This is a genomic window from Rhodanobacter fulvus Jip2 (genome assembly GCF_000264315.1).
GTDB classification, from domain to species: domain Bacteria; phylum Pseudomonadota; class Gammaproteobacteria; order Xanthomonadales; family Rhodanobacteraceae; genus Rhodanobacter; species Rhodanobacter fulvus.
The window spans coordinates 1-20,001 of sequence record NZ_AJXU01000017.1; the positions used below are offsets into that span (position 1 = coordinate 1).

The following is a 20,001-nucleotide window of genomic DNA, read 5'->3' on the forward strand; positions in this document are numbered from 1 at the left end:
GGGGGGCTTCTGCTGGGGCGAAGAGCGCCCCCTCACCCCAACCCTCTCCCCCATCGCGGGCGATGGGGGAGAGGGAGCATGGACGTCCAGCTTCCACCCCAGCTCCCCCACCACCAGCAACAACTGCCGATGCAGCTCGCGCCATTCGCGCATGCGCATGAAGCTGAGGAAATGCCGTGAGCACCAGTCGCGCAGTTTCGACTGGGTCAGTTCCTCGTGGGCGTCGTGATACGCCTTCCACAAATTCAGCACGCCCACGAAATCGGACTTGGGATCGGCGAACACGGCATGCGCGGTATCGGCCTGCTGGCGTGCGTCGGAAGGTCGCTCGCGCGGGTCCTGGATGCTGAGGAAGGAGACGATGGTCAGCAGTTCGCGCAGGCTGTGCAGCTTCTCGCCTTCCACCAGCATGCGCGCCAGTTGCACGTCGATCGGCAGCCGCGCCAGGGTGTGGCCGATCGCGGTGAGCTTGCGCGCGTCGTCGATCGCCGCGATCTCGGCCAGGCGGCGATAGCCGTCCGCCACCACGCGCGGATCGGGCGCGTCCAGGAACGGGAACTGCTCCACGTCGCCCAGCTTCAACGCCAGCATGCGCAGGATCACGTTGGCCAGCGACGAGCGCAGCAGTTCCGGGTCGGTGAATGCGGCGCGGCCGGCGAAATCCACCTCGTCGTAGAGGCGATAGCAGATGCCCGGCCCCACGCGGCCGCAGCGGCCCTTGCGCTGGTCGGCGGCGGCCTGCGACACCGGCTCCACATGCAGCCGTTCGAGCTGGCTGCGCTGGCTGTAGCGCTTCACCCGCGCCGTGCCGGTGTCGATCACGTAGCGGATGCGCGGCACGGTGAGCGAGGTCTCGGCCACGTTGGTGGCCAGCACCACGCGGCGCTTGATGCCGGGCTTGAACACCCGATCCTGGTCGCCCGCGGATAGCCGCGCGTACAGCGGCATGATCTCGGTCTCGCGGTATTGCCGGCGCGACAGCAGCTGGTGCGCGTCGCGGATCTCGCGCTCGCCGGGCAGGAAAATCAGCACGTCGCCGCGCGGGTCGTCGTGGCTGATTTCGTCGAGCACCGCGGCGATGTGCTCGGCGCTGCCTTGCTGCATGGAGGCTTTCTGTGGGAGCGGCTTCAGCCGCGATCCGGATTCCCTCGCGCCGTCCATCGCGACTGAAGTCGCTCCCACAGGTGGGCGGGCGCCATCCACCGGGCGCCAGCGCAGTTCCACCGGATACGCACGCCCTTCCACCGCCACCACCGGCGCGCCGCCAAAGTGTTCGGCAAAGCGCGCGGTATCGATGGTGGCCGAGGTGACGATGATCTTCAGCTGTGGCCGCTTCGCCGCCAACTGCTTCAGGTAGCCCAGCAGGAAATCGATGTTGAGGCTGCGCTCATGGGCTTCGTCGATGATCAGCGTGTCGTACGCGCTCAGCCACGGGTCGCCCTGGGTTTCGGCCAGCAGGATGCCGTCGGTCATGAACTTGATCAGGCTGCGCTCGGACACCTGGTCGTTGAAGCGCACCTGGAAACCCACGATGTCGCCCACCGGCGTGCCCAGTTCCTCGGCCACGCGGCGCGCCACCGAACGGGCGGCCAGCCGGCGTGGCTGGGTGCAGCCAATCATGCCCGCCTCGCCGCGGCCGGCGGCCAGGCACAGCTTGGGCAGCTGGGTGGTCTTGCCCGAACCGGTTTCGCCGGCGATCACCACCACCTGGTGCTCACGGATCAGCTTGACGATGTCGTCGGCGCGGGCGCTGATCGGCAGCGAGTCGTCCAGCCGGATCGCCGGCTTGGCGGCGACGCGCGTGCGGCGTTTTGCCGCCGACCGCTCGATATCCGCGCGCAATGCCGCCAGTTTGTTCTCATCGGGCCGGCGCGACAGCGTGCGCCAGCGACCCAGCAGGCGACCGAAGTCGCGGCTGGCCACCGTGTCCAACTGCCCGCGCAGCTTGCGCAGGCCGGGATCGGCGGCGGATTCGGGAGTGGGCGGGTCGGAGGCATTCATCGAACCGCGCATGATAACTGCTGGCGACGGCCTGATAGTCGAAAGCTATCGGCGGCATACAAAGGTTTCATTTCACCAACGGCGATCGCCCCGCTACTGTGGGTCCATCGCATCGATCACCAAGAAGGAGCGACACATGGCCATTTCCATCGGCATTGCCAAAAAGGATCGCGAAGCGGTCGCCAAGAACCTGTCCAAGCTGTTGGCCGACACGTATTCGCTCTACCTGAAGACCCACAGCTTCCACTGGAACGTCACCGGCCCGCAGTTCAACAGCCTGCACGCGATGTTCGAGACGCAGTACAACGAATTGTGGCTGGCCGCCGACGAGGTGGCCGAGCGCATCCGCACGCTGGACGTGTTCGCGCCGGGCTCCTACAGCCAGTTCGGCAAGCTCACCTCGATCAAGGAAGAGGCCGGCGTGCCGGAATGGAAGGACATGGTCGGCCAGTTGGTCGAGGGTCACGAGGTCGCCGCTGCCACCGCCCGCGAGACCATCAAGGTCGCCGACAAGGCGGGCGACGAGGGCACCGCCGACATGGTCACCGGCCGCCTGAAGGAGCACGAGAAAACCGCCTGGATGCTGCGCTCGCTGCTGCGTTGAGCGTTACGCGCTTCCACAACAAAAACCCGGCGTCATGCCGGGTTTTTGTTTTTCTAAAGCTGCCGCGTCACGCAGCAATCGGGCGTGTTCACCTTGATCGGCACCACCGCCGGCTTGGCCGCGCTGCCGGCGGTGGCCGGCGCCGCATGCTGCTCGCTGGCAGGCGGCAACACATAGCGCTGGTTGAAGTAGGCCCAGCTTGGCCACAACGCGTGCGCCAGCGCCAGTTTGTCCAGCGTCGGGTCGAGCGGCACCGGGGTGAGCGTTTCGGTGCCCACGTCGTAGTGGAATTGCTTCGCGCTCTGGTGCGGCTGCAGCACCACCAACTGGTCGTATTTCAGGTAACCGTAGTTGTCGCCGTACTGCATGATCGCCCGGTCCGGATAACGCCGGGTGAGGTCGGCGCCCAGCATCGGGTGCACGCTGCTGATGCCGATCAGCGACAGCAGCGTGGGCGCCAGGTCGATCTGGCTGACGATGTGCTCGTCGCGCTGCACCGGCACGCCCGCCCCCAGGATCAGCGCGGGGATATGGAAATGCCGTACCGGCACCAGGCTGGCGCCGAACACGCGGGCGTCGTGGTCGGCCACGATCAGAAACACGGTGTGGTTCCAGTACGGCGATTTCTTCGCCCGCTCGAAGAACTGCCCGATCGCCCAGTCCGCATAACGCACGGTGTTCTGCACGCTGGCCGCGGGTTCCGTGGCCTTGATGCGGCCGGCCGGATATTCCCACGGCGTGTGGTTGGACACGCTGAACGCCAGCGTGAAGTTGGGCTTGTCGCCGTCCTGCATCAACCGGTGATGCAGCTCGTTGAACATGTCCTCGTCGGACGCGCCCCACGACCCCGTGAAACCGGGCTTTACCTGGAACTTCGGCTGGTCGATCACCTCGTCGAAACCGTTGCCCAGGAAGAACGATTTCATGTTGTCGAAGTGCGCCTCGCCGCCGTAGATGAAGCGCGAGTGGTAGCCGAATTCACCCAGCAAGCCGGCGATGGTGAAGAAGCCATGCTGACTGCGCGGCAGCTTCAGCACCGCCTCGGCCGGCGTCGGCAGGAAGCCGGTATTGACCGCCTCCAGCCCGCGCACCGAGCGGGTGCCGGTGGCGTAGGTGCGCGCCAGCAGCCAGCCCTGTTTCGACAGCGCATCGAACTGCGGCGACAGCTGCTGCCCGCCCAGCGTGCCGATGAACTGCGCGCCCAGGCTCTCCTCCATGATGATCACCAGGTTCAGCGGCTTGGCCGGCTTCGCGCTGGCCTGCTGGCGGTGCATGCTGGGGTATTTCGGATCGAGCATCGGGCCGGTGAAACCCGCCGCCTCGCGCACGATGTGCTGCATCTCGGGCTCGGGCATCTTGCCGTAGACGGTCGCGGCGGAGCGCTCGTTGCTCATGCCGCGGATGGCGTTGGCCACGTTGTAGAGCGAATTCAGCGGCAGCGTGTTGACCATGCTGTCGTCGCTGAAGGCCACCATCGACGCGTTGAGCGGGCGATGCTCCAGCGTGCCGCGTCCCACCAGCAACAGCACGGCGAACGCCACCGCCGTCACCACCGGCCGCCATGCCAGTTTCATGCGCGCATCGACCAACGACGTGCGCAGCCAGCGGAAGCCCCACCAGCCCAGCAGGCCCAGCGCGATCACGCCGAAAAACAGCACGCCCTTGTAGCCGTGCCACAACATCGCCGACACCTCGCGCGGACTGGTGAGGTACTCGATGTAGAGCCGGTTCGGACGGGTGTCGTATTCCAGGATGAACTGCGGCGTGGACACTTCCAGCAGCACGAACAGCAGCCACCACACGCGGTACCACCACGCGGTGATGCGCGTGGGCCAGGCCAGATGACCCAGCCATGGCGACAGCAGGATGGGAAACGCGCAGATCATCGCCAGGAAACTCAGGTCGATGCGCCAGCCACCGAACAGGATCGGCCACAGCCCACCCGCCGGCTGCACCCGCGACCAAAGCCACACCGACAGACCCAGCCGACTGAGCGTCAGCAGAACCATGGTGGCCGCAAAAAAGCGCCAGGAAAGCCGTCGCATACGAAGTCTCCGGTGAAGCCGTGCAGTTTAGCGCAGCGCCATGAGTGCGCCGCGGGATGCGATCGTTGCGGCGCTGCCGCACAATGACCGTCCAGTCGAACAGGGATGCCGCGCATGCTTCAACTCAGCCAGGCCACGCCGATCGCCACCGGCAAGCACCGGCAGGTGTACCAGCACCCGGAACAGCCGGGGCAGCTGGTGAAGGTGATCCGCACCGACCTGATCGAAAACGCCGCGGCGACAGCACGATGGCCGCGCACCGGCCCGTATCGCGGCTACGTGCGCGAGTTCAAGGAATACCTGGCCTCGCGCCACGCCGACCCGGGCCCGACCCCGCTGGCGGCGGTCATCGGCCTGGCCGACACCGACCTGGGCGTGGGCCTGGTGGTGGAAAAGATCCTCGGTGCCGATGGCGCGCTGGCGCCCACGCTGGCGACCTGGCTGGGCCGCGACGGCTTCACCGCCGCAATGCGCCAGGCGCTGGACGACCTGCTCGCCGCGCTGCTGCGGCACAACGTGATCGCCACCGACCTGCACGCCTTCAACATGGTTTACGGCAGCAACGACGGCACCGCGCCGCGGCTGATGATGATCGACGGCTTCGGCGAGAAAAACATCATCCCGCACCGCTCCATGAGCCGTCGCCACAACGCCACCGTCAATCGCCGGAAATTCGAGCGGCTGGTGCGCCGTTGCCAGGCCGGCGTGACCTGAGCGCCACCGGCGTCGCGTGAGGCGCCACCGGCTCATTGCGACGCCATCGAACAACCCGGCTTCACCGCCGCCGCGTCGAACAGCCACCAGGCATTGCGGTTGGCCACGCCCAGTCGCACCACCCGCGCCGGGTCCACGCAGGGGCCCAAGGCGTCGCTGTTGACCAGGATCCAGCGCCGCTGCGGCGCTTGCGCCTGCCACGCCAGCGCATCGTGCATCTGCTGCGCCGCGGGCCGCGAGAAGCCGAACTCCACCGGTGGCCGCCGTGCCTGCAGCAGCAGCTCCTCGCGCCACTGCACCAGCGCCAGTTCACCGTCGGGGCCGATCCGCTCATCCGCACTGCGCATCAGCGCACGCACCGACTGGTTGTCATTGAGCAGCGGGTACGTGCTGACCGGCCAGCCCACCCACGCCGCACCCAGCCCCACCAGCAACGCCAGCACGCCACGGCGGGGACGGAACCACGCCGCCGCCAGTACAAACAGCACGCCCACGCCGATCGCGCACCACCACAACGCGGCGCCACCATCGGGCAGTTCGTACCCGGCGGCGATACGCTGCGCGGCGCGCGGATGAGCTGACAGCGCCCAGGTACCGGCGGCCAGGAAAACCACGCCCATCAACACGCCCAGCGCGAACGCCGCCCGCGAAAACCAGCGCCTGGCCAGCAGCCCGTCCACGAACGGAGCCATCGCCAGCACCACCATCGGCAACGCCGGCAACAGGTAGATCTCGCGTTTGCCGGAGGGAATGCTGAAAAACAGCAAGGCCAGCAACCACCACGCCAGCGGCAGCAATACGCGTGCCTCACGGCCGCGCAGCGCATCGCGCCATGCCGGCAACAGCAGCGGGATCAGCAGGCAAACCGGAAACCAGTCGCGCGCCATCACCAGCAGGAAGAACCAGGCCGGCTCCGCATGGGCCCATGAATTGGCGTAGCGCTGGGCGGTCTGGCGAAACAGCAGATCCTGCACGTAGGCGATGTATTCGGGCGTGTTGAAACCGTAGGCCGCCACCAGCATCGGCACCAGCCACAGCGCGATCGGCAGCAGGAACGCCAGCGCACCTGCGGCCCAGCGCCAGCCATCACCGCGGGTTTGCGTCACCCCCGGCCACTGCCGCAACCGCGCAAACAGATACGGCAGCAGCATCAGCAGTACCAGCACGCCGACGCCCTTGGTGATCACGCCCAGCCCGGCCGCGAAGCAGCCCAGCCAGTACGCCCGCCAATCCGGGCCGCGCAGGCAATGCACCAGCAGGCCGGCATTGCCGATGGTCACCCAGAACAGCAGCAGCGGGTCGATCTGCGCGTGCTTGATCACATCGACAAACTGGATCGCCGCCAGCAGCAGCACCGCCGCCAGCAAACCGATGCGCGCGTTCCACAGGCGCCGCCCGGTGCGGTAGACCACCAGCAGGCTGCCCAGCCCGGCCAGCAGCGAGGGCAGCAGGAAGGCGCCGCGCCAGCCGCCGGTAAGCCAGAAGGTGATCGCCTCGCACCACATCAACAGCGGCGGCTTGTCCGAATACAGCTCGATCCCGCGATGCGGGAACAGCCACTGCCCGGAACTGAGCATCTGGTGCGCGACCAGCGCGAAGCGTGGCTCATCCGGCGGCCACGGGTCGCGCAGGCCGATGCCCGCGGCCAGCACCACCAGCGCTGCCAGCATGAACCACCAGAACATGCGTCGGGCGCGCGTATCGTCGTCGATCGTTGTCATTCTTCAGTCCGTTGTCTGCGCCGGGACTCTAGCAAAAAGCCGGCGCGTACCTGAGGCGGGAAAGGAGCAGTGTGCAGCGTCGACGTTAGGATCGGCTTAGGCCGGCGCGGCAGGCTTTCCAATCCCGCCCGCACGCGCAACCATAGGCATCCTCCCCCCGAGACATGCCCCATGAGTGTTTCCGACGACGACTACGATGCGGACGACGCGTTCGACGACATCGAGGATGCCTCCGTGGAAGCACTGGTGTGGCAGCTGCTGCAGCTGATCAACCCGGGCGACGAGGACACCGCGCTGCAGCAGTTCGACGATTACCGCGAGACGGTGGCGCCGATGGCCGAGGACAGCTACGAACCGGTCCACATGATGGCCCACGTGATCGACTGGCGCTCCGGCTTTCACATCGACGCCGGCGATTCGCGGGCACTGGTGCAGGTGATCGACGAGTTGTGCGCCCGCTGGAACCTGTCCATCGACTGGAACGGCGACCCCGCCGATGACGATTTCTTCGAGGACATGGATGGCGCCTCGCTGCTGGGCACCGCCTACGACTGCCTGGCCGAATACGGCTACACGCTGTGGACGTGGGAAGCGGACAACGACAGCCACGCCGGCTGGATCACGCTGACCCGCGACGCGGAGCCGATGCGCGAACTGGCCACCGCGCTGGGCATCAACCTGCGCCTGGGCAGCGAAGTCAGCTGACCCGATCGGCGGCGCCGGAGGAAGGTGCACGATCGATCGCCCGTCGCTGGTAAAGACGCCGGTCCGCCTCGCCCAGCCCGTCGAACAGCGACACGCCGTGCCCGAAACTGGCGGCGCCCAAGGTGAATCCGATCGGTGCGGAGGCACGGTCCGCTTCGATCTCGCGCGCCACCCGCGCGGTCGCCTCGTCATCCGCGCCACGCAGCAGCAGCAGGAACTCGTCGCCACCGAGCCTCACCACCGGGTCGTCGCGCCGGGCGTGGCTGAACAGGAATCTGGCCATGGCCACCAGCACCTCATCGCCGCGCTGATGGCCATACTGGTCGTTGATCTGCTTGAAGTGATCCAGGTCGATGGCGATGCAACCCCACGCCTCGGACGCGAGCGCGCCGGACAGGTTGTCCAGGTAACGGCGGTTGAAGCATTTGGTGAGTGGATCGCGGATGGCCTCGTCCCACAGCCGCAACTCCTGCTGGTAGCGCTCGGTGATATCCAGCGCGTGCCCCAGCACATAGGGTTCCTCGCTCTGGTCGTCCAGCACGCTCTGGTATTGCCACACGCGCCGGCCGCCGTCCTTGGCAATCAGTTCCAGCATGCCGGCGTGGCGATCCTTGGTCATCAACTGCAACAGGTAGGTGTGGAACGCGGCATGGCGTTCGGGTGGGATGAAATCGGTCAGCGATCGCCCCAGCAGCTCGCCCACCGAATAGCCCAGCGATGCCGCCGCGGCGGGGTTCACCGACAGCACCACGCCTTCGTGGTCGTGCGTGCAGATCAGGCCAAGGCTGAACTCGAACAGCTTGCGAAACCGGCGATCGCTGGCCTCCAGCGCCGCCACGACACGCCGGCGGATGGAAATATCCTGGACCACGCCCACCAGCCGGGCGGGTGCCGACTGCATTTGCGCGAAACCGATGGTGCGCACCCATATCTGTCGTCCCTTGGCAGTAAGCATGGGCAACTCCATGTCCCAGCTTGCATGTGGATCGATCATGGCCGCCTTTACGGCCAATTCGATCTTCGGCCTGGCTTCGGGTGTGTAATAGTTGAACGCCTCCGTCAGGGGCGGACGATGACCGGGCGGCACGTCATGCACGGCACAGGTTTCATCGGACCAGTTGACCTGCTTCGTGTCCAGATCGAGCGACCAGCGCCCCGCGCCCATCAACCGGTCGGTGCGGGCGAGCAGCGCCGCCATCGCTTTCGCCGCCTCCAGGCCCGAAACGGCGTCATCGCGCTGGCGTTGTTGCACGGCCTGGCGCTGCAGCGACAGCATGCGCAATTCCAGCGCCTCGACCGCGGCCGCGGCCAGGGCCGCCAGGACCCGGCGCTGTTCGTCATTCAACTTGCGCGGCGTGCGATCGAGAATGCACAGCGCACCGACGCGGACACCGTCCTTCAGCGTCAATGGCATCCCCGCATAAAAGCGGATACCCGGATACCCGGTTACCAGCGGATTCTCGGCCCAGCGCGGATCGCTGCCGGCATCGGTGACTTCCATGAGCTCGGGGCCGAGGATGGTCTGCGCACAAAACGCCACGTCACGCGGCGTCTCGCGCAGGCCGGCGAAACCGATGTTGGCCTTGAACCACTGGCGCTCGTTGTCGATCAGGGTGATCAGCGCGATCGGCGCGCCCGTCGCAATGGCAGCGCTGCGGGCCAGCGCGTCGAACAGCGGATCGGCCTCGGTATCCAGTGCCGACAAGGCCGCAAGCCGCTCCGCGCGAGCGTCTTCAGCCGCAGGTTGGGGAGCGTCGGTCATGCACGGATCCTTGGAAACTGCCCACTTCACCATGCCACATCGTGGCCTCACGGAGCGTGACTGGTGCGTCAACCCGCGCCGGCACCTTTCGGCACGATGACGTGGCCGCCCGGACAGACGGATCCACCCGGCCCGCAACGGAGACAGCCGAAAACGGACCGAAACCTCGGCCAATGGAATAATGGCGCTCCCCCGCAGCCGCTTCGACCATGCACGACACGCCTTTCTCCCTGCCCTGCCATGCGATCGCCTACGCGCGATCACCGTACACGCAGCGCATCGACGCGCCCCACCAATCCACCGTGGTGGCAGGCACGGCCACGGCGGCGGCGGCCGAGGCGTTGATCGAATTCGTGGAGGGTTTCCCGGCCGCCGCGTTCCGCGACCTGGCCGGGTTCGAGCGCATCTGGCTGGTGTTCGCCTTCCATCGCAGCGAGGGCTGGAAGGCCGAGGTGAAGCCGCCCCGCGGCGGCGGCAAGCGCAGCGTGCTGGCCACGCGTTCGCCGCATCGCCCCAACGCGATCGGGCTGTCCGCGGTGGAACTGGTGGCGGTGGAGGAAACGCGGCTGCGCGTGCGCGGCATGGACCTGCTCGACGGCACGCCGATTCTCGACATCAAGCCCTACGTGCCCTACGCCGATGCCTTCCCCACGGCGCGCGCCGGCTGGATCGATGCCATCGACGCAGCGCAGGGTCGACAATCCGCCCCCGGGCCGCGGCGTCCCCGCAAGACGCCGCCGACCAACGCTTCGTAGCAAGCGTCGTCCGCGTTGCCGCGGGTTACGGCCGGTACGCGCTCATCGACGCGGGCCGCGCCGAGACGGCGGTGCCCCAGCGCTTGTCCGGCTGCGCCTGCATGGTGAAGTGCAGCTCACCACCCGCGACAATCTCCGCGTGACGCAGGAACGTGCGCGCCAGCGGTTTGCCGTTGAGCGTCACCGCACCCACGTAGGGATGGGCATCGTCCAGCGGCGTGGCGCTGACCGTGAACGTGCGGCCGTTGCCGACATGCAGGCTGGCGCGCGCCACGAAGGGACGGCCGATCGCGTACTCGTCGCTACCCGGCGTCACCGGATAGAAGCCCAGCGCGGTGAACACGTACCAGGCCGACATCTGGCCCAGGTCGTCATTCCCGCTGAGCCCATCGGGCCGCGCCGCGTACTGGCTGTCCATGATCTGCTTCAGCCGTGCCTGCGTTTTCCAGGGTGCGCCGGCGTAGTCGTAGAGGTAGGCGATGTGATGGCTGGGCTCGTTGCCGTGGGCGTACCAGCCGATCAGGCCGGTGATGTCTTCCACGTGCTTGAAGTGCGCGGGGTCGACCTTGGCGTCGAACAGGGCATCGAGCTTGGCCACGAATTTCTCGTCGCCACCCATCGCACCGATCAACCCCGCCACGTCCTGCGGCACGTACCACGAATACTGCCAGGCGTTGCCCTCGGTGAAATCGCTGCCGTAGCCTGCGGCCGTGGGATCGAACGGCTCGCGGAATGTGCCGTCGGCGAGGCGGGCGCGCATGAAGCCGGTCTGCGGGTCCCACGCGTTCTTCCAGTTGCCCGCGCGCTTTTCGAACGTGGCCGCGACATCGGCCTTGCCCATGGCCTTCGCCATCTGCGCCAGCGACCAGTCGTCGTAGGCGTATTCCAGCGTCTTTGAGGCACCTTCGGGCTCCCTGTCGATCGGCACGTAGCCCAGCTTCATGTAATCGGCCAGGTCGCCGTAGGGGCCGTAGCTAGCGCTGGCCACCATCGCCTGCAGCGCTTTTTCCGCATCGAAACCGCGCACGCCCTTGATGTACGCATCGGCGATCACCGGCACCGCGTGGTAGCCGATCATGCACCACGTCTCCAGCCCCTGGTACGCCCACACCGGCAGGATGCCGAACGGGCTGGCCTCGCGCGCGGCGATCAGCGAGCGGATGAAATCGGTGCTGCGCGCGGGATGCAGCAACACCATCAGCGGCTGCTGCGCGCGATACACGTCCCACAGCGACCAGGTGGAATAGAACTCGAAATCCTTCGCCCGATGCACCGCATGATCCGGCCCGCGGTAATCGCCGTTGACGTCCATGCTCAGCGTCGGCGACAGCATCGCGTGGTACAGCGCGGTGTAGAACTGCGTTCTTGCCGTCTTCGGCGCATCGATGTCGACCACCGCCAGCTCCCTGGCCCAGGCGGCCTTCGCCTCCGCACGGCGGGCGTCGAAATCCCAGCCGGCGCCATCCTGGTCCAGATTGGCGACCGCGTTGGCCTCGCTCACCGGCGAGATCGCCACCTTCACCTCCAGCGGCTGCTTCAACGCGCCGAAATCGAACACGCCGACCAGCGCGCGGCCGTTCTGCGCATCGTTGTCCACCGGCTGGTTGCCTGGCCCCTTGAACCCCTTGTAGACGACATCGGTTTCGCGATCGAGCAATCGGCGCGAAACCATCGGCTGCGAGAAGCGCATCGCGAAGCACAGCTCCCGTCCCGGTGCCCAGCCGCGCGTGGTGCGGCAACCGGTGACCGTGCCGTCGTCGTGCACGCGCGCTCTGGCCCACAACACCTTGCCCGTGTAGTCGTAGATGCTGGGACGCAGGTCCAGCAGCACGTGCGCCGGCGTGCCCGCCGGGAAGGTGTAGCGATGCCAGCCGACCCGGCGCCCCGCGGTGAGCTCGGCGCGCACGCCGTAGTCGCTCAGCGTCACCGCGTAATAACCGGCCTGCGCCACTTCGCTGTCATGCGAGAAGCGCGAGCGGTAGCCGCTGCCCGGCCTGGCCGGATCGCCCGGCTCCAGCCGCACGTCACCGGCAATCGGCATCAGCAACACGTCGCCCAGATCCGAATGGCCGGAGCCGGAAAAATGCGTATGCGAAAAACCCATGATGCTGCTGTCGCCGTACTGGTAACCGGCTGCCCATTTGTACGCATGCTTGAAGTCCGGCATCGCCGTGTCCGGGCTCAGCTGGATCATGCCGAACGGTACGGTGGCGCCGGGAAAGGTATGGCCATCGCCACCCGTGCCGATGCGCGGATCGACCGCCGACCAGGCGTCCGTACCCACGCTCGCGGCATGCGCGGTGTACATACCGGACAGGCCGGGCAGGGTCAGCAGGGCGATGGCGATCCGGCGCCCATGGCGGCGGATGAAAATTCTGGTTGACGACATGGCACTCTCACCGTGGGTTAGCGATCGTCGGCTTTCGACGCCCGGTTGCCGCCGGCTTTGTCGCTCGCCGTTCGGGAGCGTCGAACCTGCGGCCAGTGTCGGCCGAGTGTAATACGCCACGTCGAACGGTTCGGGACGACGGAAAAGCGTGCCTGAACCACAGCGTGGCGCGCCGGGAAGTCGCTCGCGGCAACTCCCCGGCGCACCCGCCTTCACTTCACTCAGAAGTGCGCACGCACACCCAGCATCACGCGGCGCTCGAACTGCGTGGTGTTGGCCACCTGGTCGGGCCACACCAGGTAGTAGCGCTCATGCTCGTTGGTGAGGTTGGAGCCTTGCGCGTACACCTCGACGTTCGGCGTCACCTTGTAGCTGACCGAGGCGTCGACGTAAAACGTGGGCTCCTGGTACATCTCCATGCCCTGGATGCCGCCGAAGTTCTGCGACACGGCGCGCTTGGAGCGGTAGTTGCCCGCCACGCGCGCCTCGAACCTGTCGTCCTGATACCAGACGACCAGGTTGGCCTGCTTCTTGGAGTTGTCCTGGAACGGGATCTCGTTGCCGGCCAGGTCGGTGCCCGTGTTGCTGGGCGAGAAGGTGAAGTTGGCACCGACACCGAAGTTCGACCAGATGCCGGGCAGGAACTTGAAGTCCTGCTTCAGACCGAACTCGAAGCCGTGCAACCAGTTGCCGCCGCCCTGCACCGGCCCGTTGATCGACACGCAGTGGTTGCGCACCGTGCCATCCTGGTCGGGCAAGGCGCAGTTCTGCACGCTGCCGTTGTTGATGAAGCTGTCCACGTCGATGTAGAACGCGGCCACGCTGACCATGGTCGACGGGCTCATGTAGTACTCGAGCGAGGCGTCGTAGTTCGACGAGCGCCACGGGTCGAGGTTCGGGTTGCCGGAGGAGTTGCCGCCCAGCACGCGGAACAGCGTGGAACCGGGCGTGGAGGTGTCGATGCCGTAGTTCAGGGTCAGGCCACCGCCCCACTGGTCGAGGTTCAACGGCATCATGTTTTTCGAGTACGCCAGGCGCAGCTTGAGTTCCGGCGTGAAGTCGAACGCCAGGTTCAATGCCGGCAGGTAGTCGGTATACGTGCGCGAGCTGCGGATGGTGCCGTTGTCCGCGGCCAGCAGGCCGTACGGCGCGGCGTCGCCCACCGCATGCTGGGTGACGTCCAGCGTGGTGCGCACCATCCGCAGGCCCAGGTTGCCGCTGATCGGCACTTCGCCGTCGCTGTCGAAATCGGCTTGCAGGTAGGCGGTCCGCTCCTTCAGGCGCACGGCCCAGGTACCGCCCGGATCGACGTTGCGCTGCTCACCCGGATACAGGGCTTCCTGGAACGCGAGCGGGTTATCCATCGCCTTCGGGTCGAGGTTGTAGATGCTCACGCCGCTGACGCCGGCCAGGCCGTTGTCGTGGCGCATGTTGTTGCCGATGATCCCGGGCAGCTGGCTGGGGTTCTGCGCGGAAATGACGCCGGCACGGTAGAAGCCCTGCGCGTTGCCCGCGGTGCAGGCGCCGTCGATGCCGCCGCCATTCAACACCACGTCGGCGGCCTTCCAGCGCACCAGGCAACCATTCGGGTCGCTGGCGCCGTTGCCGGCATAGACCGGTGCCACCATGTTGAAGTTGATGTTCGATGCCGAACGGATGCTGCTGCGTATGCCGAAGTCGAGCTTGAAGCCGGAATCGTCGAAGCGGTAATGACCGTCGGCGCGCAGGATGTTCATGTCGCTTTCGCGCTCATGGTTGCCTTCGCTGGACACCGTTTTCAACGCGTAGTTGTTCGGATCGGACAGGTAGGTCTGCAATGCCTGCGGCAGCGTGATGGCCAGGTGGTCGCCACGCATGTCGACGGTGACCGGCACCACGTTGGGCGCGAAGCCGTTCGGGTTGAATACCCGGTTGCTGCCCGGATAGATGAACGTGCCCGGCGGCGCCGCATCGACCGGATCGTTGGGCCACGCCGTGCCGTCGGCATCAGCGAACTGCACGTAGCTCTGCATCAGCGTTTCATGCGCGCTGGCGGTGATACCGCGAACGCTGCCGGTGAAATTGCCGCCGTTGTCGTAGTCCAGCTGCAGGTTGAAGTTGCGCGAGATGGTGTTGGTGACGTCGTTCTCGGCGTAGGTCTCCAAATCGCCCAGCCACTTCTGGTACACCTGTGTGGTGTACAACTCCTGGTTCCAGCCCTCGTCGCCGTTGTAGGCGCCCTGGATCGTCTTGCCGGTATCGCGCGCTACCACGGGCACGAACGTGCCGCCCATCCAGCTGGCGGAGTTCAGCTGGTAGCCGGTCTGTCGGTTGAACTGCTTCTGGCGAGTGAAGAACGCATCGCTGGTAAGGGTGAAACCCGCGCCCAGATCGGCTTGCGCCGACGCGTTGATGCCGAGGCGCTTGCGCTCGAGCTGGCGGTCGATGGCGGTGAAGTTCTGGCTGCCGTAGAACGCATCGCCGGCATTGCCGTTGCCGTTCACGTCGACATTGCCGCCACCGAGCTGGTTGATGGCCGAGGGAATCGGCGCGGTGTTGAAGCCACCGAGGAAACCGCTGCCGTCGGTGGCGCTGGCCGCGTTCTCGCCATAGAACTTGCCGCCGTACTGGTCCATGCCGTCGGTGGAGTTCTCCAGCGTGTTATCGGAGTAGGCGGCCGACACCAGCACGCCCCACTTGCCCTCGTCGTTGAAGCCGATCAGGCCGTTGGCCTCCGGGTTCCACTTGTCCACCTTGGAGCCATGCGAACCGTCGGCGGCACCGGCGACCGTCCAGCCCGATTCCAGATCCCACGGGCGGCGCGTGCGCAGATTGATCGTGCCGGTGATGCCACTGCTCAACAGGCTGGCGGTGGGCGACTTGATCACGTCCGCACCGGAAAACAGCTGCGAGGGAATGTCGGTGAAGTTGGGCTGCACCGACACGATCGAGCCGGCGGTGAGGAACGACTCGCCGTTCAAGGTGGTGCCCACCTGCGGCAAGCCGCGCACGTTGACCGAGCTGCCCTCGCCGCCGGAGCGGTTGATCTGCACGCCGGTGATGCGCTGCAGCGAATCGGCGATCGTCACGTCGGGCAGCTTGCCGATGTCCACGGCGGAGATGCTGTCCTGGATCGACGGCGCGAGGCGCTTCAGCTCGACCGACCGGGCTTCCGATGCGCGGATGCCGGTGACGGTGACCGCCTGCAGGCGTGTCGCGTCATCCTGCTTCGCATCGCCCTTCCCGTTCGTGGCGTCCTGGCCGCCCTGCTTCTGCCCGGTGGCGGGCGTGGACTGTTCCGCCGCCGCCGATGCGGACGACGCGGGCGCTGCCCATGCAGCGGCGGAGCATCCAATCGCCAGGCTGGTTGCCACCGCCACTACCAGGGGCTTCATCTGAAAATTACCGTAATTGAAACGACTCATTTCTCTCTCCTCCGTGGTTTGATCCGCACCTTCGTTGTTTGACCTTGTTCTTCTGGTAACGCTACCTATCCGAGCCGTCAGTCTCCCCCTACCGATGCTGCGTTGGAGATCGATTGCCCTTGCATCACGTTGCCGCCCGACCGGCGGCAACGATCTATCGTTTCAGCGATCGCTGGTTGGCGGTACGGGTGGCACCGGATCCGGCGTACCGAACGGCACTGACCGATGGCGCACATTCCATCCGCGCACCTCGACGTTCGCCGCGCCATCCAGCGCGCTGGCGGTATCGCCCGCGATGGTGATTTCGCGCGTTTCGCCGGGCGCGAGATTGAGGTAGTTGCCGCTGTAGTAAGCCGGCAGGACGCGCCGCCCCTGCGCATCGACCACGGTCAGCTTGGTGCTGAGCGCGGCATGCGTGGAGGGGTTGCGCAGGGAAACGCGGATGCCGCCGTTGGCGCCGCGCCGTGCACGCACGTCCAGGCTCACCTCGGGCAGATCACCAAGTTTTCGCAGGTCGGTCGGCTCGTGCGCCACCCAGTAGAAATTGCGCGACACCAGGTTGCCGGCCGCGTCGCGCAGTTGCAGCTGCACGAACACCAGGCCGTGCTCGCTCGACAAGCGACCTATGTCGGCCTTCCCCATTGTCACCGGCGTCACTGCGACGGCCGGCACATCCAGCGTGGCAGTGTCCGTGGCCAAATCGCGCCGGGCGTTGCCATCGGGCGCGAAGACGTGCGCGGACACGGTCAAACCATGCAGCGGCGCGGCGGTGTTGTTGACCACCACGATGCGGTGGTCGGGCAGGTTCATCTGCACGTGCACCGGCTCGGACGCTTCCTTGACGCCGTAGTAGGACGCCTGGGTGTCGTAGTCGCTGCTGTAGATCTGCCAGGTGGTGCTGGGCCAGGCCGGGTGGCTCATCCACAACAACCGGCCGCTGTTCTGCGTCCACAGGCCTGCGTTCAGGCCCTCGAAGATCGCCCGGTAGCTGACGTAGTTCATCATCTGCGCCTTGCGCTCGAAGTCCGCCAGGCTGGTGGCCTCGCCAAACTCGGTGCGCATGGCGGCCATGAAGCTGCCCACGTCGCCGTTACCGGATTGATGCCAGTCGTGATACGCCCAGCTGTCGCTGATCGGCCAGCGATCGGCCGCGGGCATCATCGCCTCGAACGACTCCAGCGTGGGGAACGACGGCGTGCCCACCTCGACCGCAAAGCCCTTGGCCAGCGTGGTGAAGTACGCCGCCGGCGGCTGGTAGCTGTACGGGCCGCTGTTCCACAGATTGATGCGATTGGAGCTGGGCATGTACAGCCGGGTGCCGTCGAGGTCCGCGATCAACTTGTCCAGCCGCTGATTCAGCAACGGCTGCGGCACACCCTCGTTGCGGCCAAACCACAGCGCGACGCTGGGGTGGTTGCGGTAGCGCTTGATGGTGTCGGCGGCGTTGCGCAGGAACAGCGCATCGTCCTGCGGCTCCAGGTTGTAATCCTGGGTGGATTGCCAGAAATCGTTGAACACCAGCAGGCCGTACTTGTCGGCCAGCTCGTAGAACACCGGCTCGGTGCTCTGCCCCACCCAGTTGCGCACCACGTTGATGTGGGCGTCGCGTTGCAGCTTGAAGTACGGCTCCAACCGTTCGCGCGAGATGCGCTTGAGGAAATCGTCGGTGCCCCAGCTGCCGCCTTTCACCGCGATGCGCACGCCGTTGACGCGGAGAATCAGGTACGGCGCCAGCCGCTTGTCGGTCAGCTCGGTCACCGCCGGCGAATGTTCCGCCGCCGGCAACAGGGAATAGGCCCACGCGTCCGGTGTCTCGCGGATGCCCTTGTGGGTGACGTCGACCAGGCGTTCGCCCGGAGCGCTCGTCATGTCCGGCGTCACCAGCACCCGACGCAAACTGCCTTGCCGGTCGAACAGCGAAAGCTCGTAGCTGATCTGGCGGATGCCGAACTGGAACTGCGATTGATCGGACGTCTTTCCGTCCGTCGCGAAACTGACCTTCATGTCGTACAGGTACGGCTCACCGTAGCCGTTCGGCCACCACAGATGCGGGTGCTGCACCCGCAGCGCCGGGAACTCGGCGGGGCGCAGTTTTACCGTCGTGCCGCCGGGCGCCACGGTCACCGCCTTGTCCACGCTGACGTCGCCGAAGGCGATCCGCAGTTGCCCCTGGATGGGCGTGACGCCGGCATTTTCCAGCGGCACGTCGACGTCGATTTCCGCCTGGTGATGGTCCGCATCCGGCAGGCGGGTTACGACGTGGGTATCGCCTATCCGCACCGGGCCGGCTGCGCTCAGCACCACTTTCTGCCACAGGCCGGTATCGCGATCGCGGATCGCCGGGATCCAGTCCCAACCTTCGTTGGCGATGAAGGTGGGGCCATCCAGCGCCTCCATGCCGCCGTTGGGGCCGGCGCCGGCGCTGATTGATTGTTCGTGCGCCACGCCGGGATTCGGCGGCGGCGACACACGCACCGCGATCGCATTGTCCTGACCGGGCTTCAGCAAGCCCGTGACATCGAACTGCCCGCGGATGAAGGCGCCCACGACCTGCCCCGCGCGCTGCCCGTTGACCCACACTTCGGCGGCGTAATTGATGCCGTCGAACGTCAGTCGCAACGGCTGGCCGGCAAGCCCGGCCGGCAAGGCGAACGTGGTGCGATACCACCAGTCGTGCTGATGCAGCGACTCGGGGATGGCCATGTTGTTGAGGCCGTACGCCGGGTCGGGATAGACGCCGCGGTCGATCAGGGTAGTCAGTACGGTGCCCGGCACCGTCGCCTTCATCCACGGCTTGCCGCCCGCGTAACCCGGCAGCGAAATGGCGGTGCCTTTTGCGCCGTCGAGTTCCGTGGCGGAAGCGAGCTGCCAGCGTCCCAGCTCCCACTGCCGCGCGCCGTCGGGCTTCAGGGCCATGCGATCGCCCGGCGCTTTTTCGGAAGGCGCGGAAAACGGCGCGCGACTTACCGGCAAGGTCGCCGGCGGCTGCGGCTCGACCTGCCCGGCCATCTGTTTGACCTGCACCGGCCAGTGCGGCGAGGCGTCGGCGAACCGGGTCAGCTGCGGATCGGGCGGCCGCTTGGCCATGGCCGCCAGCTGGCGGCTGTCGAGAGCGCCATCCTGCACGGTGAAACCGGCCACCTTGCCACCGAAGTGGTCCGCATCGGGCCATGGCGCGACGGGCGCGATGACCATCTTCGCGGCAACCGCGACCTGCGGTGCCGTCGCGGACGCCACCCGTTTGCCATCCAGGTACAACGAGAAACCGTCGGCGTTGGAGACGGCCGCGATGAAATGCCAGTGCCCCGCACTCAAGGCAGCCGGCGATGACACGGTCGACGCGTTTCCCCACCAGAATCCCAGCCGACCGTGATCGATCAGGAAGTAGCGCGCCGCCCCGGCGGGATCGCCGAAACCGGCCAGCAATACTTTTTCTTGCGACACCTGCGCCGGATACACCCAGGAATGGGCGCTCCAGTCGGCCTTCGCGTCGAGCACCGTGGCGTGATCGGGCATCGGCGCATCGAGCCCGACGCCACCTTGCAGGACCTGCGCATTCCAGGGGCCGTGGACGGCAGCGGAAACCACCGGCACGACCATCCACAAGACGGCGGCCATGACGATGGCGCGTGCAACGCGAAATGCGTTCCCGGTCTCTCTGTTCAGCATTCCAGATCCTCCCCGGATCCTCGGCGTGTTGACGAGCTGCGTGACGCATTCGGCTGACGCTTCCCCATCGACCTCACGCGTTCCGCGGAAGGGAACGCGATGGAAGCGGCTCCTACATTCGAGTCACGAATCGCGGGAGCTTGGTAACGTTACCCGCCCGATATAGTGAAGTCAACTCGCTGAAGCGCAGTGGTCGGGAAGTCGGAAATCAGGCGGTTCCGCCACGGCTGAC

Annotated in this window: 11 protein-coding genes; 4 read left to right on the plus strand and 7 right to left on the minus strand. The window is 66.5% G+C overall.

What is annotated here, in order from left to right:
- Window positions 1-2,001: ATP-dependent RNA helicase HrpA (gene hrpA, locus UU9_RS03640; RefSeq protein ID WP_040670177.1), on the minus strand; the 2,001-nt coding region annotated here is incomplete at its 3' end.
- Between the two features lie 136 nt (window positions 2,002-2,137).
- Between hrpA and UU9_RS03645 the strand changes: the two genes are divergently transcribed.
- A complete protein-coding gene (locus tag UU9_RS03645) occupies window positions 2,138-2,605 on the plus strand; it encodes a Dps family protein (RefSeq protein ID WP_007080365.1) in 468 nt (155 codons plus the stop codon).
- Between the two features lie 53 nt (window positions 2,606-2,658).
- On the opposite strand, the gene UU9_RS03650 is transcribed toward UU9_RS03645, so the two are convergent.
- Window positions 2,659-4,650 (minus strand): LTA synthase family protein, encoded by a 1,992-nt coding sequence (locus UU9_RS03650; RefSeq protein WP_007080366.1) that lies wholly within the window; start codon window positions 4,648-4,650, stop codon window positions 2,659-2,661.
- Between the two features lie 114 nt (window positions 4,651-4,764).
- Between UU9_RS03650 and UU9_RS03655 the strand changes: the two genes are divergently transcribed.
- On the plus strand, window positions 4,765-5,364 hold the full coding sequence (locus UU9_RS03655; RefSeq protein ID WP_162098764.1) for a YrbL family protein: 600 nt from the start codon (window positions 4,765-4,767) through the stop codon (window positions 5,362-5,364).
- 32 nt (window positions 5,365-5,396) lie between these two features.
- Here the strand turns inward: UU9_RS03655 and UU9_RS03660 are convergent, their stop codons facing one another.
- A complete protein-coding gene (locus UU9_RS03660) occupies window positions 5,397-7,085 on the minus strand; it encodes an ArnT family glycosyltransferase (RefSeq protein ID WP_007080368.1) in 1,689 nt (562 codons plus the stop codon).
- Window positions 7,086-7,256: 171 nt separating this feature from the next.
- Here UU9_RS03660 and UU9_RS03665 point away from each other — a divergent pair, with 171 nt between their 5' ends.
- Window positions 7,257-7,790, plus strand: a complete 534-nt coding sequence (locus UU9_RS03665) for a DUF6630 family protein (protein ID WP_007080369.1) — start codon at window positions 7,257-7,259, stop codon at window positions 7,788-7,790.
- Here UU9_RS03665 and UU9_RS03670 read toward each other — a convergent pair.
- Window positions 7,783-9,552 carry a sensor domain-containing diguanylate cyclase gene (locus tag UU9_RS03670; RefSeq protein ID WP_040670171.1) on the minus strand — a complete coding sequence of 590 codons (1,770 nt, stop codon included), beginning with the start codon at window positions 9,550-9,552 and terminating at the stop codon, window positions 7,783-7,785. The genes UU9_RS03665 and UU9_RS03670 overlap by 8 nt on opposite strands.
- A 209-nt stretch (window positions 9,553-9,761) precedes the next feature.
- Here UU9_RS03670 and tsaA point away from each other — a divergent pair, with 209 nt between their 5' ends.
- Window positions 9,762-10,307 carry a tRNA (N6-threonylcarbamoyladenosine(37)-N6)-methyltransferase TrmO gene (gene tsaA / locus UU9_RS03675; RefSeq protein WP_007080371.1) on the plus strand — a complete coding sequence of 182 codons (546 nt, stop codon included), beginning with the start codon at window positions 9,762-9,764 and terminating at the stop codon, window positions 10,305-10,307.
- Between the two features lie 25 nt (window positions 10,308-10,332).
- On the opposite strand, the gene UU9_RS03680 is transcribed toward tsaA, so the two are convergent.
- The 3 genes from UU9_RS03680 to UU9_RS03690 all read right to left on the minus strand — a co-directional run bounded on the left by UU9_RS03680 (window position 10,333) and on the right by UU9_RS03690 (window position 19,718).
- Window positions 10,333-12,615, minus strand: coding sequence for a GH92 family glycosyl hydrolase (locus UU9_RS03680; protein ID WP_083838913.1), 2,283 nt, complete (start codon window positions 12,613-12,615; stop codon window positions 10,333-10,335).
- A 302-nt stretch (window positions 12,616-12,917) separates the two neighbouring features.
- Window positions 12,918-16,100, minus strand: a complete 3,183-nt coding sequence (locus UU9_RS03685; RefSeq protein ID WP_007080373.1) for a TonB-dependent receptor — start codon at window positions 16,098-16,100, stop codon at window positions 12,918-12,920.
- 162 nt (window positions 16,101-16,262) lie between these two features.
- Window positions 16,263-19,718 (minus strand): glycosyl hydrolase 2 galactose-binding domain-containing protein, encoded by a 3,456-nt coding sequence (locus UU9_RS03690; RefSeq protein WP_237710203.1) that lies wholly within the window; start codon window positions 19,716-19,718, stop codon window positions 16,263-16,265.
- Between the last annotated feature and the right edge of the window lie 283 nt (window positions 19,719-20,001).

Excerpts from the sequence above, each read along its gene's own strand:
- UU9_RS03645 (WP_007080365.1), top strand. The coding sequence starts at position 2,138 with ATGGCCATTTCCATCGGCATTGCCAAAAAGGATCGCGAAGCGGTCGCC.
- UU9_RS03650 (WP_007080366.1), bottom strand. The coding sequence starts at position 4,650 with ATGCGACGGCTTTCCTGGCGCTTTTTTGCGGCCACCATGGTTCTGCTG.
- UU9_RS03655 (WP_162098764.1), top strand. The coding sequence starts at position 4,765 with ATGCTTCAACTCAGCCAGGCCACGCCGATCGCCACCGGCAAGCACCGG.
- UU9_RS03660 (WP_007080368.1), bottom strand. The coding sequence starts at position 7,085 with ATGACAACGATCGACGACGATACGCGCGCCCGACGCATGTTCTGGTGG.
- UU9_RS03665 (WP_007080369.1), top strand. The coding sequence starts at position 7,257 with ATGAGTGTTTCCGACGACGACTACGATGCGGACGACGCGTTCGACGAC.
- UU9_RS03670 (WP_040670171.1), bottom strand. The coding sequence starts at position 9,552 with ATGACCGACGCTCCCCAACCTGCGGCTGAAGACGCTCGCGCGGAGCGG.
- tsaA (WP_007080371.1), top strand. The coding sequence starts at position 9,762 with ATGCACGACACGCCTTTCTCCCTGCCCTGCCATGCGATCGCCTACGCG.
- UU9_RS03680 (WP_083838913.1), bottom strand. The coding sequence starts at position 12,615 with ATGTACACCGCGCATGCCGCGAGCGTGGGTACGGACGCCTGGTCGGCG.
- UU9_RS03685 (WP_007080373.1), bottom strand. The coding sequence starts at position 16,100 with ATGAGTCGTTTCAATTACGGTAATTTTCAGATGAAGCCCCTGGTAGTG.
- UU9_RS03690 (WP_237710203.1), bottom strand. The coding sequence starts at position 19,718 with ATGGCCGCCGTCTTGTGGATGGTCGTGCCGGTGGTTTCCGCTGCCGTC.